At 72.4% G+C, this 25,875-nt stretch carries 19 protein-coding genes; 10 read left to right on the top strand and 9 right to left on the bottom strand.

Annotated features, from left to right (window positions below):
• Nucleotides 1–5 precede the first annotated feature (5 nt).
• Genes OV207_RS02875 through OV207_RS02865 form a run of 3 tightly spaced genes read right to left on the bottom strand, consistent with a single transcriptional unit; the run spans nucleotide 6 to nucleotide 5,379 of the window.
• Nucleotides 6–3,104: a bpX6 domain-containing protein gene (locus OV207_RS02875; protein WP_267552380.1), complete on the bottom strand. Its 3,099-nt coding sequence runs from the start codon at nucleotides 3,102–3,104 to the stop codon at nucleotides 6–8.
• Nucleotides 3,101–4,909, bottom strand: coding sequence for a hypothetical protein (locus tag OV207_RS02870; RefSeq protein WP_267552378.1), 1,809 nt, complete (start codon nucleotides 4,907–4,909; stop codon nucleotides 3,101–3,103). Before OV207_RS02870 ends, OV207_RS02875 begins: the two co-directional genes overlap by 4 nt.
• Nucleotides 4,906–5,379 carry a hypothetical protein gene (locus OV207_RS02865; RefSeq protein ID WP_267552375.1) on the bottom strand — a complete coding sequence of 158 codons (474 nt, stop codon included), beginning with the start codon at nucleotides 5,377–5,379 and terminating at the stop codon, nucleotides 4,906–4,908. Before OV207_RS02865 ends, OV207_RS02870 begins: the two co-directional genes overlap by 4 nt.
• Nucleotides 5,380–5,650: 271 nt before the next feature.
• Between OV207_RS02865 and OV207_RS02860 the strand changes: the two genes are divergently transcribed.
• From OV207_RS02860 to OV207_RS02850, 3 genes are all read left to right on the top strand, one after another.
• Nucleotides 5,651–6,031 (top strand): DUSAM domain-containing protein, encoded by a 381-nt coding sequence (locus OV207_RS02860; protein ID WP_267552372.1) that lies wholly within the window; start codon nucleotides 5,651–5,653, stop codon nucleotides 6,029–6,031.
• A gap of 135 nt (nucleotides 6,032–6,166) precedes the next feature.
• Entirely contained in the window at nucleotides 6,167–7,075 is a 909-nt protein-coding gene (locus OV207_RS02855) for a DUF2381 family protein (RefSeq protein WP_267552370.1), read from the top strand.
• Nucleotides 7,076–7,240: 165 nt separating this feature from the next.
• On the top strand, nucleotides 7,241–7,591 hold the full coding sequence (locus tag OV207_RS02850; RefSeq protein ID WP_267552791.1) for a hypothetical protein: 351 nt from the start codon (nucleotides 7,241–7,243) through the stop codon (nucleotides 7,589–7,591).
• Nucleotides 7,592–7,598: 7 nt separating this feature from the next.
• Here OV207_RS02850 and OV207_RS02845 read toward each other — a convergent pair whose 3' ends face one another.
• Entirely contained in the window at nucleotides 7,599–8,756 is a 1,158-nt protein-coding gene (locus OV207_RS02845; protein WP_267552369.1) for an AAA family ATPase, read from the bottom strand.
• A gap of 125 nt (nucleotides 8,757–8,881) precedes the next feature.
• Between OV207_RS02845 and OV207_RS02840 the strand changes: the two genes are divergently transcribed.
• The 3 genes from OV207_RS02840 to OV207_RS02830 all read left to right on the top strand — a co-directional run bounded on the left by OV207_RS02840 (nucleotide 8,882) and on the right by OV207_RS02830 (nucleotide 10,996).
• The gene (locus OV207_RS02840) at nucleotides 8,882–9,481 is read left to right on the top strand and encodes a hypothetical protein (protein ID WP_267552367.1); all 600 of its coding nucleotides are present in this window, start codon (nucleotides 8,882–8,884) and stop codon (nucleotides 9,479–9,481) included.
• A 19-nt stretch (nucleotides 9,482–9,500) separates the two neighbouring features.
• Nucleotides 9,501–10,220 carry a YqiA/YcfP family alpha/beta fold hydrolase gene (locus tag OV207_RS02835; RefSeq protein WP_267552364.1) on the top strand — a complete coding sequence of 240 codons (720 nt, stop codon included), beginning with the start codon at nucleotides 9,501–9,503 and terminating at the stop codon, nucleotides 10,218–10,220.
• A 62-nt stretch (nucleotides 10,221–10,282) separates the two neighbouring features.
• Nucleotides 10,283–10,996, top strand: coding sequence for an esterase family protein (locus OV207_RS02830; protein WP_193346246.1), 714 nt, complete (start codon nucleotides 10,283–10,285; stop codon nucleotides 10,994–10,996).
• Between the two features lie 22 nt (nucleotides 10,997–11,018).
• Here the strand turns inward: OV207_RS02830 and OV207_RS02825 are convergent, their stop codons facing one another.
• The 4 genes from OV207_RS02825 to OV207_RS02810 form a co-directional block, all read right to left on the bottom strand.
• Nucleotides 11,019–12,422: an MATE family efflux transporter gene (locus OV207_RS02825; protein ID WP_267552362.1), complete on the bottom strand. Its 1,404-nt coding sequence runs from the start codon at nucleotides 12,420–12,422 to the stop codon at nucleotides 11,019–11,021.
• Nucleotides 12,423–12,520: 98 nt separating this feature from the next.
• Nucleotides 12,521–14,671 (bottom strand): beta-propeller domain-containing protein, encoded by a 2,151-nt coding sequence (locus OV207_RS02820; protein WP_267552360.1) that lies wholly within the window; start codon nucleotides 14,669–14,671, stop codon nucleotides 12,521–12,523.
• A gap of 127 nt (nucleotides 14,672–14,798) precedes the next feature.
• On the bottom strand, nucleotides 14,799–15,971 hold the full coding sequence (locus OV207_RS02815) for a TIGR02266 family protein (protein ID WP_267552358.1): 1,173 nt from the start codon (nucleotides 15,969–15,971) through the stop codon (nucleotides 14,799–14,801).
• Between the two features lie 92 nt (nucleotides 15,972–16,063).
• The gene (locus OV207_RS02810; protein WP_267552356.1) at nucleotides 16,064–17,890 is read right to left on the bottom strand and encodes an Hsp70 family protein; all 1,827 of its coding nucleotides are present in this window, start codon (nucleotides 17,888–17,890) and stop codon (nucleotides 16,064–16,066) included.
• A gap of 208 nt (nucleotides 17,891–18,098) precedes the next feature.
• Here OV207_RS02810 and atpH point away from each other — a divergent pair, with 208 nt between their 5' ends.
• The 3 genes from atpH to atpA all read left to right on the top strand — a co-directional run bounded on the left by atpH (nucleotide 18,099) and on the right by atpA (nucleotide 22,082).
• The gene (gene atpH, locus OV207_RS02805; protein WP_267552355.1) at nucleotides 18,099–18,641 is read left to right on the top strand and encodes an ATP synthase F1 subunit delta; all 543 of its coding nucleotides are present in this window, start codon (nucleotides 18,099–18,101) and stop codon (nucleotides 18,639–18,641) included.
• Between the two features lie 147 nt (nucleotides 18,642–18,788).
• Entirely contained in the window at nucleotides 18,789–20,279 is a 1,491-nt protein-coding gene (locus OV207_RS02800) for a sensor histidine kinase (protein WP_267552354.1), read from the top strand.
• 255 nt (nucleotides 20,280–20,534) lie between these two features.
• Nucleotides 20,535–22,082, top strand: coding sequence for a F0F1 ATP synthase subunit alpha (gene atpA, locus OV207_RS02795; RefSeq protein ID WP_267552353.1), 1,548 nt, complete (start codon nucleotides 20,535–20,537; stop codon nucleotides 22,080–22,082).
• A gap of 104 nt (nucleotides 22,083–22,186) precedes the next feature.
• On the opposite strand, the gene OV207_RS02790 is transcribed toward atpA, so the two are convergent.
• On the bottom strand, nucleotides 22,187–23,035 hold the full coding sequence (locus OV207_RS02790; RefSeq protein WP_267552351.1) for an HAD family hydrolase: 849 nt from the start codon (nucleotides 23,033–23,035) through the stop codon (nucleotides 22,187–22,189).
• Between the two features lie 169 nt (nucleotides 23,036–23,204).
• Between OV207_RS02790 and OV207_RS02785 the strand changes: the two genes are divergently transcribed.
• The gene (locus tag OV207_RS02785; protein ID WP_267552350.1) at nucleotides 23,205–25,802 is read left to right on the top strand and encodes a PAS domain-containing protein; all 2,598 of its coding nucleotides are present in this window, start codon (nucleotides 23,205–23,207) and stop codon (nucleotides 25,800–25,802) included.
• The last annotated feature ends 73 nt before the right edge of the window (nucleotides 25,803–25,875 follow it).

The raw sequence follows: 25,875 nt of genomic DNA, 5'->3' as shown, positions 1-25,875 counted from the left end.
CGCGCTCACTCCACCGGCACGGCGTGGACCGCGCCGGAGTGCAGGTCCACCCAGACCACGCGGCCGAGCAGGTCGTGGACCAGACACCAGTCGTCGGTGAGCCGCACGACCTGGGGTGGGACGCCGGAGAAGAGGAAGGCCCCGCGCAGGTGTCCGGCGAGGTCGCGCAGGTTGACCGTGTGGGAGGCGTCCTGGGTGAACCGCGCCGCGCTCCACCCCTGGGAGAGCACCACGCCCACGCATGACGGGGCCCCCGAGGGCAGCGGATGCCCGCGCCGTCCGACGAACGACGGGAGGAAGGGCCATGGCGCCAGCGCCTCGTCCTCGGCGGCGTCCCGCCGCGCCGCCGCCGCCTCACCGTCGGGCGTGAGCGCGTGGATGTCCGGCCTGCGGGACAGGCCCGGCAGGCTCGCGCGCTGGCGCAGGGTCGGGCCGCCCTCCAGGTCGTAGCCCCAGCGCTCCAGGCGCTGGAACTCCTCCTCCCCGGTGAGGTGCAGGACGAGGAAGGACAGGTGCCGCGCGTCGGCGGCCAGCTCCAGCACCGTGCCCCCCACCTGGGGCACCCGCCAGAGCGAGCGCAGGTCCTGGGCCAGCGCGTCCACCATCACCACGGTGTCGCGCACGGCGATGAACCAGCGGTCCCCGTCATACGTGGGGGCCCACGCGCCCAGCTCCGCGTCACACCAGCGCGAGGCCCGGCGCTCCACCAGGTCCAGCCGCGACAGGCGCCACACGTCGCCCCGCCGGGCGAGCGCGAGGGCCCGGTCTCCCTGCGAGGAGAGCACCAGCGAGAACGCCGGCACATCGAACCAGGCCAGCGTCCTCCCGTCCGCGCCCACCAGCCGCGCCCCCGCCTCCCCCAGCGCGAGCAGCACGCGCCGGCCCGGGAGCACCACCGCGTCATGCACCGCGTGGGCGCCCGCGTCGTTCCTGTCCCGTCGCACCTGGATGGGGGGCCGCTCCGAAGCGGAGACCTCCGACCACGCGCGAAGGACCGGCTCCGCGGGCAGGCTCAGGTCCGCGCGCAGCGCGGCCATCGCGGGTTCCCTCAGGTTGCGCAGGCGCTTGATGAGCGCGTCCAGCGGCACGGTGAGGTCCCGGGCGCGGTCGCGCAGCAGCGCGCGCACCGTGGGGGTGAGCAGCGCGGCGTGCGCGTCCGACGGCTCCTGGCGCAGCAGCTCCGTGGCGAAGGCGAAGCGCTCCGGGGCGCGCTCGGGGGCTTCGTCCTCCAGCAGCGCTTCGATGTTTGCGCGCGCGGCGACGAAGCCCTCCGGGAAGCCGAGCGCCTGATGCACGAGCAGCTTCGCGCCGCTCGCGCCGCCGGCCCGCACGCCCCGCTCCACCCACGCCTTCGCCAGGTGGCGCGCGGAGGTCACGGGCCACACGGCCTCCACCGCGCGCGCCCAGTCTCCGGCCTCCGCGAGCGAGTCCGCCCACAAGAGCCGCAGCGCTTCGGCTTCGCGCGGATGGGACTTCTCCAGGCGCAGCACCGCGTCCGCGAACACCCCGCCCCTGCGCGCGATGGCCACCGCCCGCGCCACGTCCTTCGCCAGCAACCACTGGCGCACGACGAGGCCCGCGGGCAGGTCGCGCCCCTCGGCCAGCTCCGCGGCCAGCCGCAGGCGGCCATGGCGCTCCAGGAAGGACACCGCTTCTTCCGTCGCGTTGAGCAGCTCCGCCAGGACGAAGGCCGCCTCGTCGATGCGGCCCTCGCGCTCCAGCCGGCGGAAGAGGTCGCGGTAGCGCTGGCGCAGGGTGTCGAACACCGCGCCGCCGCCGAACACCTGCTGGGCCCCACCGCCACGCTGGGGCTGGATGCGGAGCTCCTCGCGCCGCGCCGGCAGCCCCAGGGCGAGCTGGGCCTGCGCGTCGGGGTCCTTGCCGAGGGGAATCGCGTGGCGCAGCGCTTCGTCGACGTTGCCCTGCTCGAACAGGTCCAGCAGGTGGCGCAGGTAGTCGCTCTTGCGCTGGAGCATGAGGCGCCCCAGCGGCGTGTTCTCCAGCATCCACGACTTCATCCGCGCGAGCGCACCGGGACCGGAGGGAGGGGATGGAGCCCGCGGGGAGGGGGCGCCGCCTGGACCCGGGCCGCCGCCTGCATCACGCGGGGCTCCGCCAAAGGCACGCAACCACGAACGGAGGGCCCGCATCAGCGGCGAGGAGACACCCTGCCGCGCGTTCGGAGTGGCGGACGGCGAGGCGTGCGGATCCACGGGGGCTCCGCTTCCACGCAGCCCGGACAGGAGCCGCGCGAACCAGCCGGGGCTCGCGGGCGTGGCGGATGACGTGCCTTGATCAGCACGAGTCAGGCCTTCCCGTGCAGGGCTTTGGCCGAAGAGGCGGCGCCACCATCCTGGCGCTGCGCCGTGGGCATGGGAGGCAGGGGACTGGACGTCCGAGACCGACGCGCCCGGGAAGAGCGCGGCTCGCATGCGGGAGAAGAAGCCCGCACGGCCCACCGTCATCGCGCTTCCCGGAGCCGCCTCGGAGCGGCCACCGAACGCGTGTCGCAGGCGCGAGAGCAGGCCCTTCCGCGCGACGACAATCTCTCTACCCTCCATGCGCGCCAGCATCCGCTGCGCCTCGGGCGCGAGCGCGGGCACACCCGGTCCGAACGACTCCCGCGTGGGCGGAGGCACGGGGGGCAGCGCGTGCCGCATGGCCGGTGGCGGCGCGCCCAGCCCCTTCACCGCGACGCGCTGCCAGCCGGACACGTCCAGCCAGGTGCCCGGATCCACCTGACGCGGTTCGCCCGGCACGAGCACCCGCGCCACCCCCGCGAGCACCAGCACGATGGCTCCCGGCGGCGGCGCCAATCGCTGGCGCTCCTTCGCGGTCAGCGGCGCGCTGGTGAGCACGCCGGACTCCAACACCAGGGGCAGCCCGGGCGCGGCCTCCACGGCCACCTGGCGAGGCGTCGCCAGCCGCAGCAGGTAGCCTCCCGCCATCACCCAGGCGGTGGCTCCGGGCGCCCACGCGGCCAGCATGCGGCGGCGGGCCTCCGTCACGCCCAGCGTGCCGGAATGGAACCAGTAGGCCACCGCCACCACCGTCCCCCGGTGCACGTGGGCCCGGGGACGCAGCGTCCGCGCCACGGCGCTCATGGCGTGGCCTCCGGGACGGCGCGGTAGAGGACGGTCTGCTCCATCAGGTCCCACAACACCAGCTCGCCCGCCTTCGTCAGCCACCCGAACACGGGCTGTCCATGGCTCGCCGCGACCTGCACCACGTCGTCCGTCGCGGCCACCAGGGTCCGGGGCTCGTGCTGCGAGAAGAAGTGGAACGTGCGCAGGTCCGGATCCAACGCCACCACGCCCGGAAGGGACGGGGCCGGCGGCTGCACCGCGCCCACCACGCGGAACTGCTCGGGGACGGTGATGGGCGTCATGCCCGTGTCCAGGAACAACTTCCAGACGTGCTCGGAGTGGCGCACCGCGAGCAACCCCGCGTCGGGGTGGGCTCCGGAGGGTGAGTAGCCGAAGTACGCCTCACCGCTCCGGGCGTTGAGCGGGGTCAACTGGGGTTCCGCCTCCCCCAGCACTCCCAGCCGCGCGATGATCGCGCGCCCCGTTCCGCCAGCCTGGGGACGGGTGACGTAGACGGGTCTGGACCGCACCTCGGCCAGCGCGGAGACCTTCACCTCCACCGGGGTGAGCGGCTGGGCCGTCTCCTGGCGCAGCGGGGGCAGCAGGAACAGCCGCCCCTGGGTGTCCTTCAGCCAGAGGAACTCCTCGCCCCGCGGAGCCACCCAGCTCACGAGGAGCGAGGGCAGCGCGCCGGGAGGCAGCTCCGGCCGGTCCGCCTCCGACAGCGCGTGGTAGCGCACCTTCCGGAATCCCTCTGGCGTGCGCACCTGCCCGTGCATCACGTAGTCGTTGCCCTGGCGTGCCAGCACCAACAGCCCGCCCGAGTACCGCCAACCCGCCGCGAGGATGCGCTGTCCTCCAGGGACCTGGATGCGCCGGGGCTTGGGCACGGTGGCGCGAGGCGAGTGGGGCACCGCCATCGCCGCGACGCTGCCGTCCGCGTGGTGCAGCAGGATGCGCCGTCCATCGCCGGAGAAGCCAAAGCCGACGAGGCGCCGGTCCTTGTGCGTCCACACGGGCGTCACGGCCCGTCGCTCGAACGGGTTGCGCAGCAGTCGGACGCAGTCATCCGGCGGAGGCAGCTCCAGCACCACCGACCGGGCGACCCGCGCCACGGGCCGCACGTCCACCGTGAGGCGGTGCGCGCCGGGCTCCATCGGTTCGGTCACCTCCACGCGGGACAGGCCCTCCGCGCCAGCGAGCCGGGACAGGCGGGGTGCGCCCACCAGCCACGCATCCTCGGGCGACTGCTGGAGGCCCAGCGCCTCGCGCCACGCGGCCAGGTGTTGCGCGCAAGCCGGTTCGAGCGAGCGGGCCTCCAGCCACTTCAGGAGCGACGGGACGTCCAGGCCCGTGTGCATGTCGGAGCGGGGCGAGGACTGGAGCGCGGCCCAGGTGAACGCGGCGCCCGCGGCTTCCGCGCGGCGTGAGAGGACGACGAGCAGCGCCAGGTGCGCGATGCGCGGCAGCCCCAGTTGATCCGGTCCCGCGTCCAGCAGCACCACCGTGCGCCGGGCGCCTCGCGGTTGGCGGAAGGCGGGCTTGAGGAAGGACAGCTCACCGAACGCCGCGCGGCGCACCAGCTCGTCGGGAGCCTCCAGCGCCCACAGCCACTCGCTGACGAGCAGGCGCTCGAAGGGGCCCCGGCGGCTGAGCCCGTCATAGCCCTGCGGCTCTCCACCCTCCGCCTCGCCGCGAGGCCGCAGCCCGCCCAGCGCCACGGACAGCCGCGCCACGAAGGGCCCCAACTGGAGCGCGAGGTCCTCCGGGAAGAGGGACAGCTGCGCTGACCACGGGCGGAGCACGGGGGGCAGCGAGGTCATGACGGAGCCTCCGGCCCATCCACCACGGGCGCCAGCCACGCCACCAGCGAAGCGCGCGCGACGGGCTGGGCCGCGCCCACCGGCACGAGCAGCCCGGAGGCCGGCAGCACCGCGAGCGGAGCATCCCCCTGCCCCGCGAGCAGCGCGCGCTCCAACAGGGGCACGGCCACCTCGGGCTCCAGCGCGCACGGCAGCAGGAGCGCGGGGGCCAGCGGATCCCGTCCCAGGTAGAGCACGCCCTCCACCCACGGCAGCGACGGGCCTTCGCCCAGGAGCACGAGCACGTCCGGGCCCGCGACCCCGCGCCAGTTCGCCAGCGTCGCGTCGTCCGCCCGAGCGGCCCGAGCCCCCAGCGCCCGCGCCACCGCGCCCACGCCCACGACGGCGACCGGCTCCAGGGGCAAGGCCCTGGGGCGCCAGCGCACGGGAAGGCCCGCGACGACGCGCTCCGGCTCTGGTGGCGGCCTCATGACTCCCAGCTTCTTCCCAGGCCCGGGCGACACCGCGCCAGGGACGACCCCGACAGTCTAGTCAGCTCCGGCCCAGGGCGGATACGGCGCAGAGCGCCTCCAGGGTCCCGGAGAACAAGAGGTGATATCCCGCCGTGAATGATGCGTGCACGTCGCGATGCCAGAACGCCATCAAGCCCAGGTGGCGAGGCGACTGTGACGCTTGCATGAAGCACTGCCAGGGTCAGCGGCAGTGGCCCTTCGACATGTGTGGCCCCAAGGTCAAGCAGCCATGGATCCGAACGACTGGCGGAGGGTGATTGATCTGGGCCTCGGGCTCGCGCAGGGCTCCGAACTGGCGCCCCACGAGGAGCTGCGCGCGCTGTTGCTGCGCATGGCCCCCCAGGTCGCGTTGAGCGAAACCGACGCACAGCAGGCACTGACCACCCCCGCTGGAACCGCGGCCTTGGTGCGGGAGATCCACCGCAGGACCCGTGAAGGCTCCTATCGTCTGGGCCGGGCCTTCAAGGCGTCGGATGCATTGAAGGCCGAAGGGGACATCGCGGGAGCCAGGCGGGCCTTGGAAGAGGCACTGGCCGCCGAAGTCGTGCCGCTCTATCGCGACCAACTGCGTGCGGTCATGGACGCTGTCGACGCGCCAGACGACGTTTGAGCGCTGTCGTGTGCGGATTGAATCCAGCGCGTCTTCACATGCGCCGGAACCCTGTGGATCCAGTGCGTCCCTTCGCGAACCACCTATCTCAAAAGGTAGTTGCCAATCATGAGAACCTGCTAGGTTGCCATCCCCATGAGGAAGCGCCTCGACAGCCTCTTGCTGGGCATGCTCCTGACGGCCACGGTCGCTACCGCCCAGGAGCGACAGCCGCTGGTGCGAAACGTCTACCTGTCGGACGACCCGCAGCAGGAAGTGCCCCGCATCCGCGTGGGCTCGCGCATCGCCACGGTGCTGCGCTTTGAACAGGACGTGGATCCGGCCCGGACCGGGTTGCTGGGCTGGGAAGGGCGCTTCGAACCCGTCCTGTCAAGTGGGAGGTCCGTGCTGCTGATGCCCCGGCAGGGCCTGCTGCCCGAGGACGCGCTCCTGCTCCGGGTGACGCTCCAGGATGGGACGGAAATCCCCTTCGCGCTCACGGCACCGGAGGACGGTCGGGTGGACCAGCAGCTCAATGTCTTTCGCGACAGCGAAAGTCCTGGGGCCGTGCGTTCAAGATTGTCCGACTCACGCGTCCGCGAGCAGCGGTTGCAGGAAGAGAACGAGCGCTTCCGTCAGGAAGAGACGTCCGTGGACCACGCGCTCGCGGCGATCATGAGTCAAGGCGCCGTGGAGATGACGCCCTTCCGTAAGTTCCGTTCGTGGCGGTTCACCTGCGACACCGGAGCCGTGAACATCCTGGGGTACATCCATCCCAGCAAGACGGCTGTCGTCTTCCAGATCACGAATCAGACGTCGAAGACACCCTGGCGCCTGGGGGAGGCTCGGTTGTCGATCGAATCCACTGGAAAGGCTTGGCCCTTCGCGCTGCGGATGAATCAAGCGGAGATCGTCCCAGGCACTTCGGGCAACATCGCGGTCGTCGCCGACCTGAGCACCTTCGACTTCAAGAAGGGATCCGAAAAACTCGTCCTAGAACTCTTCCGTCACGACGGTCTCAGGGAAGCATTGGTCGTGGTGGAAGAGACAGGCCCGCACAAGTAGACCCTCTCATTCATGGCTCCTCCCTTCGTGATTCGCTCCTGCTCCTTGTTGCTGTTGGGCTTCCTCACTGGCTGCGCGACCGCCGCGCCCATTCCGGGTCAGGTCGCCATGCGCCCCGACGGGACCCCAGAGCCTGAAGCCTGCTCGGAGGAAGCCTTGAAGACGATGCGCATCCTGGGGTTGGAGGTGTCCGACGGGGCGACGATGGAGTTCGATGTCAACCAGGCGGACACCGGCCCCGTGTACCTGCGCGAGGGCCCCATCGAAAGCGAGCTGAACAGCAGCCTGGGGCCGCTGCATCCCGCAACGCTGATGTACGGCCGCATCTGGACGGGCGGAAATCAGATCGTCATCCGCTACTACGAGGCCAAGCCGCCCGACCGCGAGAGGCTTCCCCTTTGCGCGGTCGCGCGAAGCTCGAAAGGCCAGTTGCGCAAGATGAAGGACTCCAAGCCCGGAATGGCCACCATGGAGTTCTCGGGCGCGGCCGTCTACATCGTCGACGGGTTCCGCTGACCCTCCGTCACGCGGCCCGCGACGCCGCGTCGCCCAGCACCGCCGCCACCTCACCGCGCAGCGCGCGCAACGCGTCCGGCAGTGCCTCTGGCGCGAAGCCCGCGTCCATCTCCCGCGCCACGCCCTCCAGCTTGAGCCGCCACGCGGTCAGCGCGTCCGCGTCCTCATCTGGAGGCCGCGTCTCCAGCAGCACCTGTCCCGCCTGCGCGATGCGCTGGGCCCGCGCCAGCGGCCCCGCGCTCGCCTCCAGCGCCGCGGCCGGCAGCGCCGTGTTCTCCGACGCGGCCAGCACGTCGCGCAGCACGTCCCGCGCGAGCGCCTGTGCCTCCTTCGTGGGCACCGCGTAGATGAGGGGCCACAGGTCCGCCACGCTTGGCGTGGTGCGTCCCGCCAGCGCCGCCGCCGCCGCCACCAGCCGCTGCACCTTCACGGCCCGGCGGTCCGACAGGCCAATGCCCGCGCTCCGCAGCGTCCGCAGCGCCTGCGCCAGGTGCGGCCGCACCGGCCCCAGATCCGCGCCCCGCGCCACGCCCGCCACCACGTCGAGCGCGTCCAACGACGCCACGCGCGGCACCGCGTCCTGCCACAGCGACGCGCCGCCCGTCAGCAGCTCCTCCAGCCGCGAGTCGGGCACGGGCTCCACGAAGATGCGCGCCAGGAAGCGGTCGGAGAAGGCGGCCAGCGCGTCGTCCTCCGGCAGCGCGTTGGACGCGCCCACGCAGATGCGCAGCGGCACCTGCTTGCGCGTGTGCCCGCGCCGGAAGGTGCGCTCGTTGAGCAGGCCCAGCAGCGTGTTGAGGATGGCGGTGGAGCCCAGGAACACCTCGTCCAGGAAGGCCACCTCCGCCTCCGGCAGCATGCCGGACGTCTCCGTCTCCACCACGCCCTCGCGCAGCTTGCGCAGGTCCACCGGCCCGAAGATTTCGGACGGCTCCGTGAAGCGCCCCAGCAGGTATTCGAAGTAGGAGCCGCCCAGCGCGCGCGCCGTCCTGCGCACCGCCTCGCTCTTCGCCGTGCCCGGCGGGCCGATGACGAGCAGGTGCTCGCCCGCCACCGCCGACAGCGCCACCAGCTCCACCATCGCCTCGCGCTCCACCAGCCCCCGACCCGCGTCGGTGAGGGCGTCGCGGACGGTGGCCGCCGCGACTTCAAAAGAACCGGACATGCGCCCAAGCCTAGCCGGCCCCCCCGCCCTCCGCGAAGCCAGCCTCCTCGCTGCCTTCAGGCGCGACGACACCCGGGCGACCGGGCAGGCCTGTCCCCGCCGCCGGGCCGGCATACAGTGGCGCGATGGAAACGAAGTGGAAGTGGCTGGCGCTGGCGGGCGTGCTGGCAGCAGGGCCAGCGGTTGCGGGCGGGTGGCATGGCTACGCCTCGCTGGGCGCGGGGGTCACCCTGGACCATTTCAGCGACTGGCGCGCCAAGGGCCCCACGTTGCAGGCGTGGCTGGGCGTGGAGACGCCGCCCGGCCTGTCCCTGGGCGCCGTCTTTGAAACGACGCAGACCTGGGGCCAGCAGTTCGCGCAGGCCCAGAACCCGTCCCAGCTCAGCCGCGTGCAGTTGGACTACACCGCCGTGGGCATCGAGGCCCGCCTGCGCTTCCTCGGCGACAAGCCGGTGACGCCGTGGCTGGGGGCGCGGCTGGCCAAGAGCTGGGCGAAGCCCTTCACCCCCAACAGCCTGGGGCAGCTGCGCCGCGAGGACTTCGACGTCACCAGCATGGCCTTCCGCGTGGGCCTGGACGGCTGGTTCGGCGACCACTGGGGCGTGTCCGTCGCCACCGCCCTCCAGTTCTGCGACCTGAAGTTCACGAAGGACGCGGACACGGACAACAGCGCCTGCGCCAAACCCCTCCAGAGCATCACCGCCGGCCCCGTGCTGCGGTTTTGATGGGGGTACAGTGCGCGCCATGAACGCGCCTCCCCTCTCCCCCCCGGGTCCCCGCTGGCTGTACCTGCACGGCTTCGCGTCCGGCCCCGCCTCCACCAAGGGCGTCTGGCTGGACGCGCACTGGGCGAAGCAGGGCATCCACCTGGAGCGCCTCAACCTGCGCGTGCCGTCCATGGAGCGCCTGGGCCTGAGCGCCATGCTCGACACCGTGCGCGACGCGCTGGGCCCTCCCCAGGACAACGCCCGCGCGGTGCTCATCGGCTCCAGCCTGGGCGGGCTCGTCGCCGCGCGCTCCGCGGAGCGGGATGCCCGCGTGGGGGCCCTGGTGCTGCTCGCCCCCGCGTTCCACTTCGTGGAGCAGCTCCAGCGCCGCATGGGCGCGGAAGCCTGGGCCCACTGGGAGCGCACGGGCTTCCTCGAAACGGACGACCACGCGGAGAAGCGCCGCACGCGCGTGCACCACGGCATCGTGGAGGAGGCCCAGGCCCTGGACGCCCGCCTGGGCGTCTGGCCCGACGTGCGCGTGCCCACCCTCATCGTCCACGGTCGCCGGGACGACACCTGCGACGTGCGCTACTCGCGCGAATGGGCACAGGGCAGGCGCCACGTCCGGCTGGTGGAGGTGGATGACGGCCACGAGCTGACCGCCTCCCTGGAGACCATCGCCCGGGAGGCGGACGCCTTCCTCACGCCGTGGAGGGGTGAGGAGCCCACCCGGCAGGTGTTCACTGCCGGCTGACCGGCGCGCGTCCAGGCGCCCGCCGCGCTTGCGTCGCGGACGCGCCGGTTAAGGTGACGGGCATGAACCGCGAATACCACCGCTGGTACAGCCAGCGGCTGAACCGGGACATGGAAGTGCTGCTGTACGGGCACTCGGGCGAGCCCATCATCCTGGTCCCCACCAGCAAGGGCCGCTTCTACCAGGCCGAGGACTTCGGCCTCATCGGCGCGCTCGCGGACGGCATCTCCGCGGGCCGCTACGTCGTGCTGTGCGTGGACTCCGTGGACGAGGAGTCCTGGTACAACAAGCACGTCGCCCCGGCCGTGCGCGTGGCCCGCCATGCCCAGTGGGAGGACTACCTGGTCAGCGAGGCCGTCCCGCTGGTGCGCGGCCGCGCCTCCGGAGGGCGGCTGACGCTGGCCGGGTGCAGCCTGGGCGGCTTCCACACGTACAACGTGGGCCTGCGCCACCCGCACGTCTTCCAGCGCCTCATCTCCCTGGGCGGCAAGTTCGAGACGGACGACTTCCTGGACGGCCACCACGACGAACAGGTGTACTTCCACACCGCGCCCCATTGGCTGCCCGGCCTGCACGACGCCGCGCGCCTGAACGCCCTGCGCCGCGTGGAGATGACCCTGGCCGTGGGCGAGCACGACTTCTGCCGCCCCTCCAACGAGCACCTGTCCAAGCTGCTCTGGCAGAAGGACATCCGCAACGACCTGTCCATCTGGGACGGCGGCACCCACGACTGGCCCGTGTGGCGGCAGATGATCCGCCACTACCTGCCGGCCTGAGCCACCGCGACTCCTGGACGCCTCAGCTCTCCAGGGGCCGCAGCGTGCCCGCGCTCACGCGCCAGAAGCGCCAGAACACGGCCAGGGCCACGAAGATGAGGCCCGCGCACAGGCCCCACCAGATGCCCAGCACGCCCATGCCCAGGCCGAAGCCCAGGAGCAGCGTCAGGGGCAGGCCCACGGCGTAGTGACCCACGATGTTCGCCAGGAAGGTGAAGCGCGTGTGGCCCGCGCCCCGGAGCACGCCCGCGCCCACGCCCTGCACGCCGTCGAACACCTGGAAGATGGCGCTCACCATCAGGAGCGGCAGCAGCAGCGGCAGCACCTCCGGCGGCGCGCCCGCGAGCCTCGCGAGCCCCCCCGGGAACAGCGCGAAGACGAGCCCGCCCACGGACATCACCACCGTGCCGATGGCGAAGGCCATCAGCCCGCTCCTGCGCGCCTGCGGCGTGTCATGCGCCCCCACCGCCCAGCCCACCCGCACGCTGCCCGCGTTGCCGATGCCCAGCGCCATGGTGAAGGTGAGGCTCGCGAAGGAGATGGCGATCTGATGCGCGCCCACGCTCGCAGGGCCCAGCCGCGCGGCCAGCACGCCCGCCAGCGCGAAGACGCCCACCTCCGCCGCGATGTGCAGGCCAATGGGCAGCCCCACCCGGAACGCGCGCAGCTGGTCCGCCAGCACCGGCCGCAGGGACGGCGTCCCCGGCACGGGAATCCCGCGCACCGACCGCGCCACGATGAGCACCTCCATGCCCGTGCACAGCAGCGTGGACAGCGCCGCGCCCGCCGCGCCCATCGCCGGCACGAGCGCCAGGGGGCCCGTCCACGCGGGCAGGGACGCACCGCCGAAGACGAACAGCGGCACCATCATGAGGTTCAGGACGTTGGCCGCCACGGTGGACACCACCAGCGGCCGGGGCTTCCCGATGGCCTGGAGGTACGCGCGCACCGTGAGGAAGATGAGCATCAGCGGCAGGCTGGGCGCGCGGAAGTGCAGGAACGCGCGCACCTGGACGATCTGCTCCTCCGCCACGCCCACCCACGGCAGGGCCGACGGGACGGTGATGAGCACCGCCCACAGCACCAGCCCCACGAACGCGGACAGCCACACGCCCTGCCACAGCACGTTGCGCGCGCGCACCGGGTTGCGCGCGCCAATGGCCTGCGACACCAGCGGGTCCACGCCCATCATCAGCCCCATGCCGAAGCTGCTGACGGCGAAGAACAGGCTGTGGCTCAGGCCCACCGCCGCCAGCGCGGACGTGCCGGCCCGGCCGACGATGAGCGTGTCGACCAGGCCCATGAGCGACTGGCCCGCCTGCGCGATGCACAGGGGCAGCGCCAGCGCGAGCAGGGCGCGCAGCTCCCCCCGGTTGCGGACCGAGTGGGACGACGACACGGACGACTCCGGGGCTTCGGGCGACATGGGCGGGCCTATAGCCTCTTCGGGAGGGGATTGCGCTGCCCGAACGATGGACGCGCCTCCCCTCCCCGGCCTGACCGCCCTCCTGCCCCGTCAGGACCTCAGGGGTTGACGACCTTGGTGAAGCGCGTCGTGACCAGCGGCGCCTGGAGGTTGCCCAGCTTCGCCACGCGCACCCCCGCGTCGCTGATGGCGTACACGTAGTCGTCCGCCATCACGCTGCGGCGCACGTCCGGCGTGTAGTACCAGCTCCAGTCCGGCGTCTGCGCCTGCTGGTACATGTCCGTCATGCTCACGGCGCCCACCGGGGAGATGCCCGCCGCCAGGTCCACGCGGAACACGCGCAGCTCCGTGCGGAAGCCACTCCAGTAGTCGTTCCCGCTGTAGCCGCGGGGGGTGTAGTCCGTGAAGGGGATGGCGACCAGGCCCTTCGCCGGGAAGTAGTTGAAGGCCTTGTGCTCGTAGACGGCCTCGCTCCAGCCGTAGGCGGTGCCCACCAGCTGCGTGAAGGCCTCCTTCGGGTTCGCCAGGTCGCTGACGTCGAAGAGCGACAGCTTCAGCGAGCGCTCCCCGCAGCAGCCGCCGTTCGCGTCCATGTGCACGCCCATCGTGAGCAGGTGGTTGTCTCCCACCGGGTGCAGGTACGTGGAGAAGCCGGGCACCTTCAGCTCACCCACCTTGCGCGGGTTCGCCGGGTCGCTCAGGTCGAAGGTGAAGAGCGGGTCCACCTGGAGGAAGGTGACGACGTAGCCGCGCGTGCCCACGAAGCGCGCGCTGTAGATGCGCTCCCCTTCGGCCAGGTCCGCGCTGCGGCCCAGCTCCTTGAGCCGCCCGTCCTTCATGCCCATCGTCGTCACGCGGCTCGCCGTCGTCGTGCGGCCCCACCACCAGTCCGCGTTCTTCTCCTCCGGCAGGCGCGTGGTGACGGTGGTGGCCAGCCGCAGCACGCCTTCGTGTTCGTCCAGGGCGAACTGGTTGACGGGCACGCCCTCCACCGTGCCGGAGCCCGCGTACACCGCGCGGCCCGGCTCGCGGGTGTCGAACTTGTGCAGGTAGGTGAAGTCCTTCTGCCCCGGCTCCGGCCACCACCAGTAGTGCGAGTGCGCCAGGTAGAGCGAGTCCTTCGACGCGTACACCGTGCCCGGCTCCGCCACCAGGCTGGTGCGCCCCGGCGCCGCCGCCTGCGCGTCCAGGTCCAGCGAGGCCACCGTCACGAAGCCCAGCGCGGACGGCGCGTTGCTCCGGTAGAAGTCACCGCACGACACCGGCAGCGCCGTCGTCACGCCCGCCGCGTCCACGCGCCTGCCCGCGGGCAGCCACTGGTCCAGCGTGTTCGCGCGGATGAGCTTCTCGTTGGCGGCGATCTGCGCGTCGATGGCGTCATCCAGCTTGTCCTCGTCCTTGTAGAGCTCCTCCGTGTAGTTCACCCAGGACCGCACGCCCGCCGGCCAGCGGAACGCCTCCGACAGCACCAGGCGCACGGAGCTGTCCACGCGGCGCGCCTGCGTGAAGAGGCCCGGCAGGTACACCTGATCCACCACCGTGGGGTTGGCCACGTCCGACACGTCCACCGTCGTGACCTTGGTGCTGTCGGCCGCGTAGTAGCCACAGCCGAAGCCAAGGCCGGTGCAGTCGATCATCGGAATCGGCGCGCCTTCGCCCATGTAGACGCCCCCGCCGGACGGACTGCCCGGCAGCCCCTGGCGCACTTGCGAGACGATGACCAGCCGCTGGTGCTCATCCAGCAGCATCTCCCGGGGCCAGCCCTCCACCTCCAGCGAGCCCGCCAGCGTCAGCTGCTCCGCAGGCCACGAGCGGTGCGCGTAGAGACGGCTGCCCGACAACACGAAGATGCGCGTGCCGTCGTTCTGCACGAAGTCCGACTCGTGCACGCCCTCCACCTGGTTGTTGGTGCCGGTGCTGTCCTTCGGGCCCTGGGAAGGCGACGGGCTGCCACCGCCCGACGAGGCGTCCCCCTCCGCCATGGGGGGAGGACTGCCCATGTCCACGCCCCGGTTGCGGCCGAACCTGTCCCAGAAGCTGGGCCGCTGCTGCTCCAGGCTCGCGCGCATCTGCTTGGACGCGGTGTCCTCGATGTACTGCTCCAGGTCCGCGCAGGCGGCGAACTCCTCCAGCCGCAGCGCCTGCTGCACGGGCTCGTTGCCCAGCCCGCTCGGGGGGCCCTTGTCGCCGTCACCACACCCCACCGCCAGCAGCGTGAGTCCCACTCCTCCGAAACGCGTCCAGTGCATGCCTTGGGTCCCTCCCTCGAAAGCTTCGCGGGGCCGGGGCACTGCCACGCCCGTGCCAGGAGGGAATCCCCGGGTGACGGCCAGGGATTGCCAGGGGTTGCGGGGCCCCGCAGGGGGGCCTCCGCTCTCAGAAACCTGAGGCGCGCGCCGGGCCGGCGGTGGGAAAACCGAGGGTCTGCGGCACGAAGCGCACGAAGCGCTGCTGGAGCTGCGCGTCCATGCCCTCCAGCTTGAGGCCCATGCCCGTCTGCGAGCGGAAGGCGCTGCCGGGGCCGGGCGGGTTGGACCACGCCACCACCGCCTGCGCCTCGCACGGGGTGCGCTGGCCGGCCATCACCAGCCGCAGGGACAGCCGGGCGCCCTCGCGCGCGGGCGTGAGCGTGCGCACGAAGAGGCCCTGGGGGCTGGCGTCGTGGCTGAAGCCGCTGAGCGTGGGCCCGCCCGCCGTGGAGAACTCCACCACGGTGAAGAAGGGCACGCGCTCCGCGGCCCGCAGCGGCACGGTGTTCGGCGCCAGGCGCGCGAGCACCCGCCCCAGCAGCTCGTCCGCGCCCAGGTGGCGCTTCTCCAGGAGCGGCGCGCCGCACAGCTCCAGCGCGCGGGCGAGCACGTCCGGCGACTCCTCCACGCGCGACATCAGCACCAGCGGCTTGCGCGGGTACAGCTCCCGGATGCGCGCGGCCAGGGCCAGGGCCTCGCGCGGCAGCCGCGACACGTCCACCACGAAGCCATCCAGCCGGTCGCCGTGGGCCGCCGCCTGCGCCCCCGCGTCCTCCAGGTCCTTGGCGTAGAGCACGTGCAGCCCTTCGTGCTCCAGCGCGCCGCCCAGGAAGGTGTGCAGGAAGCGGCCGCCCTCCACCAGCAGCACGCCGCGCCCGCGCGGAGGGCCCGTCCAGACGCGCTCCCGGGACGCCCTCACCGCGGCCACCTTCGCCGCCAGCGCCTCCTGGCACACGGGCTTGGGCAGGAAGTCGTCCGCGCCCGCGCGCCCGCAGTGCATCACCTCATGGGGTTCGTCCGCGGCGGTGAACATCACCACCGGCACGTCGCGCCCGGCCGCGTGCGCCTTCACCGCGCGGCACGCCTCATCCCCCTGGAGCTTCTCCAGGTGCAGGTCCATCAGGATGAGCGCCGGCACCCGCTGCTGGAGCTCCGCGAGGCACGCCTCCGCCCCCTCCAGGGCCACCACGTCGCAGCCCATGCGCGACAGGTGCAGCCGCACCACGTCCCGCGCCGTCCGCGAGTCGTCCACCACGAAGACCAGGTCTCTCGGGCGGGGAGAAAATCCGGGGGTCGTCATGACTCCGGAGATAGGCGGACTCCAGGAAAGTCACCACGCACCCGGCGCGTCAACGTGCGCTGGTGGACGCCTTCCGCCACGGCCGCGGGGGCTCAGCTCCGGGGTTCCGCGCGACCGGACAGAAGCTTCGTGAGCTGGCGAGCAATCTGGGCGCACTGCGCGGCGTCCCCGGCCGCCAGCGCGTCCTTGCCGCCCACCAGCAGCTGCTGCACGGTGCCCACGGCGGACTCGGCCTCCGGGCTGGGGTTCTCCTTCGCGCTCTTCTGGAGCAGGCGGGCCAGCTTCTCCCCGCGCTCCAGCAGCTTGCGGAAGGTCTCCTCTGCCTTGCGCGCGTCCACCACGCCCTGGGCCTGGGCGTAGTTCATCTGCTCCTGGCCCAGCTTCTCCGCCTCGCCCTGCGGCAGGCCGGCGCGGGCCTCCAGGCGGACCACCTCCATGTTGCCGGAGGTCAGGTCGGTGGCCTTCACGGACAGCGTGCCCTCGCCGGACAGTTCGAAGACGACCTCCAGGGGCGTCTCCCCGCGCGCGGCGACGTGCAGGTTCTTGAGGACCACCTCGCCCAGCTTGTGGTTCTCATCCTGGAACTCGCTCTCCCCCTGGTACACGGGGATGCGCGCCTCGGCCTGGCCGGAGGTGCCCGGGAAGAAGATGTCGCGCGCCACCACCGGCACGCCCGTGTTGCGGGGGATGAGGCGCTTCACGCGCCCGCCCATCACGCCCACGCCCAGGCTCTGGCTGGCCACGTCCAGCAGCAGCGCCTGCCCGGACTGCCGCAGGAGTTCGTCCGCCTGCACCGCGGCGCCCAGCGCCACCGCTTCGTCCGGGTGCACGTCCGTGGACGGCGCGCGGCCGAAGAAGTCCGCCACCAGCCGGCGCACCAGCGGCACGCGCGTCATGCCGCCCACCAGCAGCACCACGTCCACCGAGCGCGGATCCATCTTCGCCTCCGCCATCACGCTCTTGCAGACCTCCAGGCAGCGGCGCGACAGGGGCTCGGAGAGGGTTTCGAAGAAGCTGCGCGTGAGCGCGGTGTTGATCTCCGTGAAGCGCTTCCCGCCCGAGGCGTGGTCGCCCAGGCCGGACACGGTGATGCTGGCCTCGTCCCTTTCGGTGAGCTCGCGCTTGGCCGCCTCCGCCGCCACCTTCAGCCGGCGCAGCGACGGCGCGTCCTTGGACACCGCGTCCTGGAAGGCGTCCTCCACCTGCGCCAGCAGCCACTGGACGATTCGCTGGTCGAAGTCCTCGCCCCCGAGCGCGTGGTCGCCGCCCGTGGCCTTCACCTCGAAGACGCCCGCCTTCACGTCCAGGATGGACACGTCGAAGGTGCCGCCGCCCAGGTCGAACACCAGCGCGCTGCCCTCGAAGCCGCGCGACAGGCCGTACGCCAGCGCCGCCGCGGTGGGCTCGTTGACCAGCCGCACCACCTCCAGCCCCGCGATGCTCGCCGCCTCGCGCGTGGCCTGGCGCTGGTTGTCGTCGAAGTTGGCCGGAACCGTGATGACGCACTTGCGCACGTCGCGGCCGAAGTGGGCCTGCGCGTCCAGGCGCAGCTCGCCCAGGATGAAGGCGGACACCTGCGTGGTGGGCAGCACCCGGCCCGCCAGCTTCACGCGCACGTCGCCGGAGGGGCCCGCCACCAGGGGGTAGGGCACCACCGACTTCGCCTGCTGCACCAATTCCGGCGTGTACCGGCGCCCGAGGAAGCGCTTGGTGGCCCACACCACCGCGTCGGGTTGTTCCTCCGCCAGCGCCTGGGCCGCCTGCCCCACCAGCCGGTCGCCCGCGCGGGTGAGGCCCACGACGGAGGGCGTGAGGCGACCTCCCGCACGTGAGGGGATGAGGCGCGGACGTCCGTCTTCCACGGTCGCCACGACGCTGTTGGTAGTGCCCAGGTCGATGCCGATGACGGGTTCTTGCATGGGGCGAGGAGGCCCACGCTACGGGCCCACCCCCCATTCCGCCAAGCCCTCTTGCTACCAGGCCGTCACCTTGCGAGCGCCAGGCTGCCTTCCGGGGCTCCTCCGGCGTTTCATGAAGCAGACCCCGGAAGGGGCCTTGCGGCCACGGGGCGCGGGATTTTCGGCGGGATTGCCGTGGGGGACGCCCCATGCTAAGGGCGCCAGCGTCATGGTGAACGTCTCCATCGCCCGCCGCTACGCCCGCGCCATCCTCGACGTCGCAGCGGAAGGCAACCGCACCGACCTGGTCGCGGAGCAGCTCAACGCCTTCGCCGACGTGGTCGGGCACAGCCCCGAACTGTCGGACGTGCTGCTCAACCCCGCCTACAGCCGCGCCCAGCGCAGCCACGTGGTGGAGGCCGTGCTCCTGGCGCTGCCCTCCCCCGCGGACCCCGCGCTCTCCAACGCGCTGCGGCTGCTGGTGGACAGGAACCGCCTGGGCTACCTGCCCGACATCGCCCGGCTCTACCGCGACATGGCGGACGCCCGCGCGGGCCGCGTCCGGGGTCAGGTCACCAGCGCCGCGCCCCTGTCCGCCGACGCCGTCACCCGCCTCCAGCAGTCGCTCCAGCAGCTCACCCAGCGCAACGTCGTGCTGGAGACCCGCGTGGACCCCTCCGTGCTCGGCGGCGTGTCCGCCCAGGTCGGCGGCACCCTCTACGACGGCACCCTGCGCTCCCAGTTGGAGCAGATGCGCCGCGAGCTGAAGTAGCCTGACTTCCTGCTTCCAACGGCCAACCTCCCAGGTTGGCCGTGTTGCCCCGTAGTCCTAGTCAAACCTGTATTTCCCGCTGGCATGGGGAATGGGTATACTTTGGGTCAACGCGGACAACCCCGCGTTTTCCGAGACGACCCGCCCATGCCGCAGCCCGTGTTCCACCGGCTTCCCGGAGCCCTTCCGTCCGCAGGGGTTCCCGAGGAGTGCTGGCCCTTCCTGAGTGCGCTGCTGAACGCGCCGGGTTGGGGGGTGGCGCTGGTGGGCGCGGACTCCCGTCTGCTCTGGATGAACGACCTGCTGACGTCCCTGGGCGGGCGGCCCGTGGCGCTCTGCGTGGGGCGGCTGCTGGCGGAGGCCTGGCCGGGGCTCGCGCCGTCGCTGTCGCCGCTGCTGGGCCGGGCGCAGTCGGGCGAGCGGGTGGTGGAGGAGCTGGTGTCGGGGCGCTTCGGGGAGGTGGGCACGCTGCGTCACCTGACGGTGAGCGCGCTGCCGGCGGCCCCGTCGTCCGCGGGGGTGCTGCTGCTCCTGCGCGACACGTCCGCGCGCCTGCGCGAGGAGGCGGCGCTGCGCGCGAGCGAGGAGCACATGCGCAGCATCGTGGAGATCTCCTGTGACGGGTACTTCTTCCACGACCGGGGGCACTTCCTGGACATCAGCCCGGGGCTGGCGCGCCTGCTGGGGCACTACGAGACGGCGGAGCTGATCGGCCGCAGCGTCATCGACTGCGTGGCCCCGGAGTTCCGCGCCCCCGCGCGCGACGCGATGGAGCGCGGCGTGGAGGCCCCGTACGAGGTGGCCATCGTCCACCGCGACGGCCGGCGCATCCCCGTGGAGGTCATGGGCCGCCCGGCCACCTACCAGGGCCGCGCGGTGCGGCTGGCGGCGGTGTGGGACGTCAGCAGCCGCAAGTCCTCCGAGGAGCGCCTGGCGCGCATGGAGCACTTCCGCGAGCAGTTCCTGGGCGTGGTGGGCCATGACCTCAAGGTCCCGCTCCAGGCCCTCCAGCGCGACGTGCTCGCCCTCCAACACGCTCCGTCACTGCCGGAGGCCCTGACGGAGCAGGTCGGGAGGGTGGGCGTGGGGGTGCGCCGGGTGGAGCGGATGATCCACCAGCTGCTGGACTTCACCCGGGCCCGGCTGTCCGGAGGCCTGCCGCTGCAGGCCTCGCCGGTGCACCTGGGGCAGGTGGTGGAGCAGGTGCTGGAGACGCAGCGTCAGGCCCACCCCGGGCGGGACCTGCGCCTCACCGCGCTGGGCGACCTGCGGGGCACCTGGGACGCAGGGCGGCTCACCCAGTTGGTGGACACGCTGCTGGGTCACGCGCTGCATCACGGGACGGCGGCGGTGGCGCTCCAGCTCCAGGGCCAGGGCGACGGCGTCACGCTCCTGGTGCACGACCCGGGTCGCAGGGTGCCTCCGGAGAGCCACGCCACCCTCTTCGAGCCCTTCCGGCGCCGGGCGGCGTCGTCCGGGGCCAGCGACGGGGACGGCCTGGGCCTGTCGCTCTACATCGCCCGGCAGATCGCCCTGGCCCACGGGGGGCGCATCTCCGTGGAGTCGGGGGCGGCGGACGGCACCCGCTTCATCGTGTGGCTGCCCCGGGCGGGCGGTCCCCCGTCGGCCGGCTCCTGAGCCTCCAGACGTCCGGGCGGCCTTCCGGGTGGCCTGCCGGGACGGGGGCTGGGAGGCCGGATTGGCCCGGGTTCCAACGGCCGGGCAGGGTCCGCTAACGGCCCCGATAACGGGGGACTTGGGGGCGGCATACGGCGGGCGGCGTGCGCGTTGCGATGGGGCCTGGGAGCGTGATAGGGGGCCACCCGGTACATCAAGATTCGTGGCGGCCCTCCCCGTTTCCGGCCGCCCCCTCCGCAAGGACGCAAGACGCTCATGGAAATCCGCGCCGACGAGATCAGCAGAATCATCCGGGAGCAGATCAAGGACTACGGCAAGAAGGTCACCGTCGCCGAGACCGGCACCGTGCTGTCCGTGGGCGACGGTATCGCCCGCGTGTACGGCCTGGAGGGTGCGCTGGCGGGCGAGCTCGTGGAGTTCGCCAACGGCGTGCAGGGTCTGGTCCTCAACCTGGAAGAGGACAACGTCGGCATCGCCATCATGGGTGACTTCAAGGGCATCCGCGAAGGCGACGTCGTGAAGCGCACCGGGCAGATCGCCTCCGTGCCGGTGGGCAAGGGCCTGCTGGGCCGCGTGGTGAACGCCCTGGGCGTCCCGGTGGACGGCAAGGGCCCCATCGAGGCCACCGAGCACCGCCGCCTGGAAGTGAAGGCGCCCGGCATCGTGCAGCGCAAGTCCGTGCACGAGCCCCTGCAGACGGGCATCAAGGCGCTGGACGCGCTGGTGCCGGTGGGCCGCGGTCAGCGCGAGCTCATCATCGGTGACCGCCAGACGGGCAAGACGGCCGTCGCCATCGACGCCATCATCAGCCAGAAGGGCCTGGGCGTTTACTGCGTCTATGTGGCCATCGGGCAGAAGCAGTCCACCGTCGCGCAGGTGGTGGAGAAGCTGACCCGCCACGGCGCCATGGAGTACACGACGGTCGTCGCGGCGAACGCGTCCGACCCGGCGCCCATGCAGTACTTCGCCCCGTACGCGGGCGTCGCCATCGGCGAGTACTACCGCGACAACAAGATGCACGGCCTCATCGTGTACGACGACCTGTCCAAGCAGGCCGTGGCGTACCGCCAGCTGTCCCTGCTCCTGCGCCGCCCGCCGGGCCGCGAGGCGTACCCGGGCGACGTGTTCTACATCCACAGCCGCCTGCTGGAGCGCGCCGCCAAGCTGTCCGACGAGGAGGGCGCGGGCTCCCTCACGGCGCTCCCCATCATCGAGACGCAGGCGGGTGACTTGTCCGCCTACATCCCGACGAACGTCATCTCCATCACCGACGGGCAGATCTTCCTGGAGACGGACCTCTTCAACTCCGGCGTCCGTCCGGCCATCAACGTGGGCCTCTCCGTGTCGCGCGTCGGTTCCGCGGCGCAGATCAAGGCGATGAAGCAGGTCGCCGGCTCCATGAAGCTGGAGCTCGCGCAGTACCGCGAGCTGGCCGCCTTCTCCCAGTTCGGCTCCGACCTGGACAAGGCGACGCAGGAGACGCTGGCGCGCGGCGCCCGCATGGTGGAGCTGCTCAAGCAGGGCCAGTACGAGCCCCTGTCCGTCGAGCGCCAGGTCATCCAGATCTACGCAGCGACGAACAAGGACGACGCCGGCAAGCGCGGGTGGATCCGCCAGGTGCCCGTGTCGGACGTGGTCCGCTGGATGAAGGAGATGCTGGAGTTCGTGGACGGCAAGTACCCGAACATCGTCCAGGACATCGTCGCCAAGCGCGAGCTGACCAACGACATTAAGGCGGCCATCAACAAGGCGCTCGCCGAGTTCAACGACGTGTTCCAGCCGACCGCTGGCGCCAAGGTCTAAAGGATTCTCGCGCCCCACGCGCGGTGCAGTGCGGACGGCCCCGCCCTCCCTTCACGGGGAGGCGGGGCTTTTCGTTTGCGCCGCGCTCGCGGCGGCACGGCCCCTCAGCGCAGCCGGGGCAGGATGGCGCGCAGGCTCTTGTCCACGCCGCCGCGCGCGCCCAGGCGCTCCACCGCCGCGCGCTCGTAGGGCAGCACGTTGGCGCGCTCCACCAGCTGGACGTGCGCGCCCAGCGCGGCGGGCATCGCCAGATCCAGCTCGTAGATGTCGCCCGCGACCAGCGTGGACTCCGGGCCCGAGTGCGTGGCGTCCCAGATGCGCTTGAGCGCGGCGAAGTAGCGCCCGCGCCGCAGGTACACCGGCCGGCCCAGCACCCCGTCCAGCGTCAGCGCTTCGGGCAGCGCGTCGAAGCGCGCGTCCTTCGGCTCCGCGTCCTCCAGCGTGAACTTGCGCGCGTCGCCGAACACCGTCAGCCGCTCGCGGCCCTTGGGTGCCAGCCGGGTGAGCTTCGCCTCCACCAGCTCCGTGTGCGCGTTGGTCACCACGTTGACGGGCAGGCCCGTGGCGAGCAGCGCCTCCAGCACCTCCTTCGCCTCCTCCTTGAAGGCCGTGGCCGAGTGCCGGTACGCGTCCCGGTACAGCGTCTGCACCGTGTCCGTGCGCGCGGCCTCGTCCTGCCCCTTGCCGAAGCGCTGGAGCAGCCGGTGCGCGGTGCACGTGGCCGTCAGGTAGGGGTCCGCCGTGGCCGGCGCCACGATGCGGCCGCCCACCTCCCAGCCGTATTGATCCACGCCCTCATGCAGCGCGGCCACCTCTTCATCCCAGGCGGCCGCCGCGTCCTGTCCCAGCACCCGGTACAGCGCCTGCTGGAAGTGCGTCAGGAAGGGCGCGCCCTCCGCCAGCACATCCGTGAACGTCCCATCGAAATCCAGCACCACGCACTTGATCGCCATCCCTCCAATGACGCCCCGTCGGGCGTCCTGAATCAAGCCCCTTCCCCCACCGCCGGGCGGACAGGCGTGCCAACTCCCGGAAAGCCGGCTCGTACCGGGGTCGGGTGGTCTGGGGCCCCTCGCACACCCACCCTAAGAACCTCCCGCGGGGAAAGGGGGCTCCGCGCCCATGTCCGAGCCGACCGGCACCTTCCTGGGGGAGTCCACCCCCGTGCGGCACGAGTGGCTGCGCACCGTGATGCAGCTGCTGCCGGTGGGGGTGATCATCGTCGACACGGCCGGACGCCTGCTCGCGGCCAACGCCGCCGCGAGCGCGCTGTGGGGGGCCCGCGCCCTGGAGGAGATGGGCCTGGAGCGCTACGGCCTCTTCGAGGCGTACTGGCCCGGCAGCGGCCGGCGCCTGCGGGGCGAGGAGTGGGCCCTGGCGCGCACGCTGCGCACCGGGAAGACCATCTCCAACGAGGAGGTGGACGTCGTCGGGCGCGCGGGCGTGCGGCGCACCATCCTCAACTCCTCCGCGCCGCTCTCCACGGAGGAAGGCGACCTGCTGGGCGCGGTGACCGTCAACGTGGACATCACCGAGCGCAAGGCCACCGAGCGCGCGGAGTTCTTCGTCAGCGAGGCCAGCCGCCTCCTCGCCGAATCCCTGGACTGGGAGACGACGCTCAAGGCGGTGGCGCGGCTGGCCACGCTGGAGTGGGCCGACTACTGCATGGTGGACGTGCTGGACACCGACGGCGACCTGCACCGGCTGGTCGTCACCGCGAAGGATCCGCGCAGGCAGGGGCTGCTCGACCAGCTGATGCCCTTCCCGCCGGAGTCCGGTTCGGACACGCCGCTGGCCCGCGTGTTCGCGCAGGGCCGGCCCGTGCTCGTGTCCGACGTCACCCGAGAGGGGCTGGACCTGCTGGCGCGCACGCCCGAGCACCGGCGCCTGCTGGAGGCGCTGGAGCCGCACTCCGCCATGCTGCTGCCCCTGGCGGTGGGCGAGCGCCGCTTCGGCCTCATCAACCTCGTCTCCGCGTCCCCCGGGCGGCGCTACACCCGGCGCGACCTGGCGTACGCCACGGAGTTCGCGCGCCGGGCCGCGCTGGCGGTGGAGAGCGCCCGGCTGTACCGCGAGGCGCGCAGCGCCCTGCGCGAGCGCGACGCGACCGCCGCGCTGCTGGAGTCCTTCCTCGCCGCGTCGCCGGTGGGCATGGGCTTCGTCGACCCGGGCCTGCGCTACGTGCGGGTCAACAGCGTCGTCGCGGAGAACAACGGCATCCCCCTGGAGCAGCACCTGGGCCGCACGCCCCGCGAGCTGATGGGCCCGGCGGGCGCGCCCATCGAGGACCTGCTGGGCCGCGTGCTGGCGACGGAAGAGGCCGTGGTGGACGACCCGGTGGAGTACGTCGGCGGCCCGGAGCCGCGCACCTTCCTGGCTACGTACTTCCCCGTGCGCTCCGGCTCGGAGCTGCTGGGCGTGGGCGGCATCGTGCGCGAGGTCACCGAACAGCGCCGCATGGAGAAGCACCTGCGCTTCCTCACGGAGGCGACCACGCGGCTGTCCACGTCCCTGGACTGGCGCACCACGGTGCGCAACGTGGCGGAGCTGGTGGTGGCCCAGCTGGCGGACTACTGCCTGGTGGACATGCTGGCCACGGACGGCCAGCACCTGGAGCGCGTGGAGCGCCAGGCCCGCGACGCCGTCCTCCAGGTCCAGTTGGAGAAGTCCATGGCGTTCGCGCCCCCACCCGGAGCGGACACGACGCTGCGCCGGGTGCTGGAGTCGGGCCGCTCGGAGCTGGTGGCGGAGGTGGACGAAAAGGCGCTGCAGCGCTTCGCGGTCAACGCGGAGCACCGGGCCATCCTGGAGCAGCTGCGGCCCCGCTCGGTGATGGTCGTCCCGCTGACGGCGCGGGGGCGCACGCTGGGCATCATCAGCGCCGCGTCCTGCTCCCCCACGCGGCGCTTCAGCAGGCGCGACCTGGCGTCGCTGGAGGACCTGGCGTGGCGCGCCGCGCTCGCGGTGGACAACGCCCGGCTGTACCGGCAGGCGGAGCAGGCCGTGGCTGCGCGCGACGAATTCGTGGCGGTGGCGACGCACGAGCTGCGCACGCCCCTGTCCGCGCTGCACCTGCAGCTGGCGTCCCTCCAGCGCACGCTGGACAAGCAGCCGTCGGAGGAGGCGGAGCGGCTGGGCCAGGGGCTGGCGGGGGCCCTGCGTCAGGCGGACCGGCTGACGCGGCTGGTGGCGCACCTGTTCGATGTGGCGCGGCTGGGCACCGGGCAGATGGCGCTGGAGCTGGGCGCGGTGGAGCTGTCCTCGCTGGTGCACGCGCTGGTGACGCGGATGGAGGAGGCGCTGGCCACCGCGGGCTGCGTGGCGGTGGTGCACGCGGACGCGCCCGTGGTGGCCATGGCGGACCGGCCCCGCGTGGAGCAGGTGCTGATGAACCTGCTCACCAACGCGATGAAGTACGCCCCGGGCCTGCCGGTGGAGCTGTACGTGGAGCGCGACGGGGACCAGGCCCTCATCGCCGTGCGGGACTGGGGCCCGGGCATCCCCCCTGAAGCGCGCGAGCGCATCTTCGAGCGCTTCGCCCGCGCCACCGGCCAGCACTCGCGCGCCAGCATGGGCCTGGGCCTCTACATCTCCCGCCAGCTCGCGCGCGCGCACGGAGGCGACCTGTCCGTGGAGTCCCCGCCGGAGGGCGGGCCCGGCTCGCGCTTCGTGCTGCGCCTGCCCCGGTGGAAGAAACCGTCCGGAGCGGCCCCGGCCTGACGCGGCGCCCGGCCGAAGCGGGCGGGCGTGGGGTTTCACACGGGGCCCACCTTGCCGTCCCCCCCGGGGGCGC

This window comes from Corallococcus sp. BB11-1, assembly GCF_026626625.1.
GTDB classification, from domain to species: Bacteria; Myxococcota; Myxococcia; order Myxococcales; family Myxococcaceae; genus Corallococcus; species Corallococcus soli.
The sequence above is the reverse complement of the archived record's forward strand: the minus strand, read 5'-3'. Positions and strand labels throughout refer to the sequence as shown.

What these genes read in the sequence shown, in the direction of transcription:
- atpA (WP_267552353.1), top strand. Translation starts at nt 20,535, where the DNA reads ATGGAAATCCGCGCCGACGAGATCAGCAGAATCATCCGGGAGCAGATC.
- OV207_RS02860 (WP_267552372.1), top strand. Translation starts at nt 5,651, where the DNA reads ATGGATCCGAACGACTGGCGGAGGGTGATTGATCTGGGCCTCGGGCTC.
- OV207_RS02810 (WP_267552356.1), bottom strand. Translation starts at nt 17,890, where the DNA reads ATGCAAGAACCCGTCATCGGCATCGACCTGGGCACTACCAACAGCGTC.
- OV207_RS02815 (WP_267552358.1), bottom strand. Translation starts at nt 15,971, where the DNA reads ATGACGACCCCCGGATTTTCTCCCCGCCCGAGAGACCTGGTCTTCGTG.
- OV207_RS02870 (WP_267552378.1), bottom strand. Translation starts at nt 4,909, where the DNA reads ATGACCTCGCTGCCCCCCGTGCTCCGCCCGTGGTCAGCGCAGCTGTCC.
- OV207_RS02800 (WP_267552354.1), top strand. Translation starts at nt 18,789, where the DNA reads ATGCCGCAGCCCGTGTTCCACCGGCTTCCCGGAGCCCTTCCGTCCGCA.
- OV207_RS02835 (WP_267552364.1), top strand. Translation starts at nt 9,501, where the DNA reads ATGAACGCGCCTCCCCTCTCCCCCCCGGGTCCCCGCTGGCTGTACCTG.
- OV207_RS02825 (WP_267552362.1), bottom strand. Translation starts at nt 12,422, where the DNA reads ATGTCGCCCGAAGCCCCGGAGTCGTCCGTGTCGTCGTCCCACTCGGTC.
- OV207_RS02790 (WP_267552351.1), bottom strand. Translation starts at nt 23,035, where the DNA reads ATGGCGATCAAGTGCGTGGTGCTGGATTTCGATGGGACGTTCACGGAT.
- OV207_RS02840 (WP_267552367.1), top strand. Translation starts at nt 8,882, where the DNA reads ATGGAAACGAAGTGGAAGTGGCTGGCGCTGGCGGGCGTGCTGGCAGCA.
- OV207_RS02865 (WP_267552375.1), bottom strand. Translation starts at nt 5,379, where the DNA reads ATGAGGCCGCCACCAGAGCCGGAGCGCGTCGTCGCGGGCCTTCCCGTG.
- OV207_RS02850 (WP_267552791.1), top strand. Translation starts at nt 7,241, where the DNA reads ATGCGCATCCTGGGGTTGGAGGTGTCCGACGGGGCGACGATGGAGTTC.
- OV207_RS02845 (WP_267552369.1), bottom strand. Translation starts at nt 8,756, where the DNA reads ATGTCCGGTTCTTTTGAAGTCGCGGCGGCCACCGTCCGCGACGCCCTC.
- OV207_RS02875 (WP_267552380.1), bottom strand. Translation starts at nt 3,104, where the DNA reads ATGAGCGCCGTGGCGCGGACGCTGCGTCCCCGGGCCCACGTGCACCGG.
- OV207_RS02830 (WP_193346246.1), top strand. Translation starts at nt 10,283, where the DNA reads ATGAACCGCGAATACCACCGCTGGTACAGCCAGCGGCTGAACCGGGAC.
- OV207_RS02785 (WP_267552350.1), top strand. Translation starts at nt 23,205, where the DNA reads ATGTCCGAGCCGACCGGCACCTTCCTGGGGGAGTCCACCCCCGTGCGG.
- OV207_RS02820 (WP_267552360.1), bottom strand. Translation starts at nt 14,671, where the DNA reads ATGCACTGGACGCGTTTCGGAGGAGTGGGACTCACGCTGCTGGCGGTG.
- OV207_RS02855 (WP_267552370.1), top strand. Translation starts at nt 6,167, where the DNA reads ATGAGGAAGCGCCTCGACAGCCTCTTGCTGGGCATGCTCCTGACGGCC.
- atpH (WP_267552355.1), top strand. Translation starts at nt 18,099, where the DNA reads ATGGTGAACGTCTCCATCGCCCGCCGCTACGCCCGCGCCATCCTCGAC.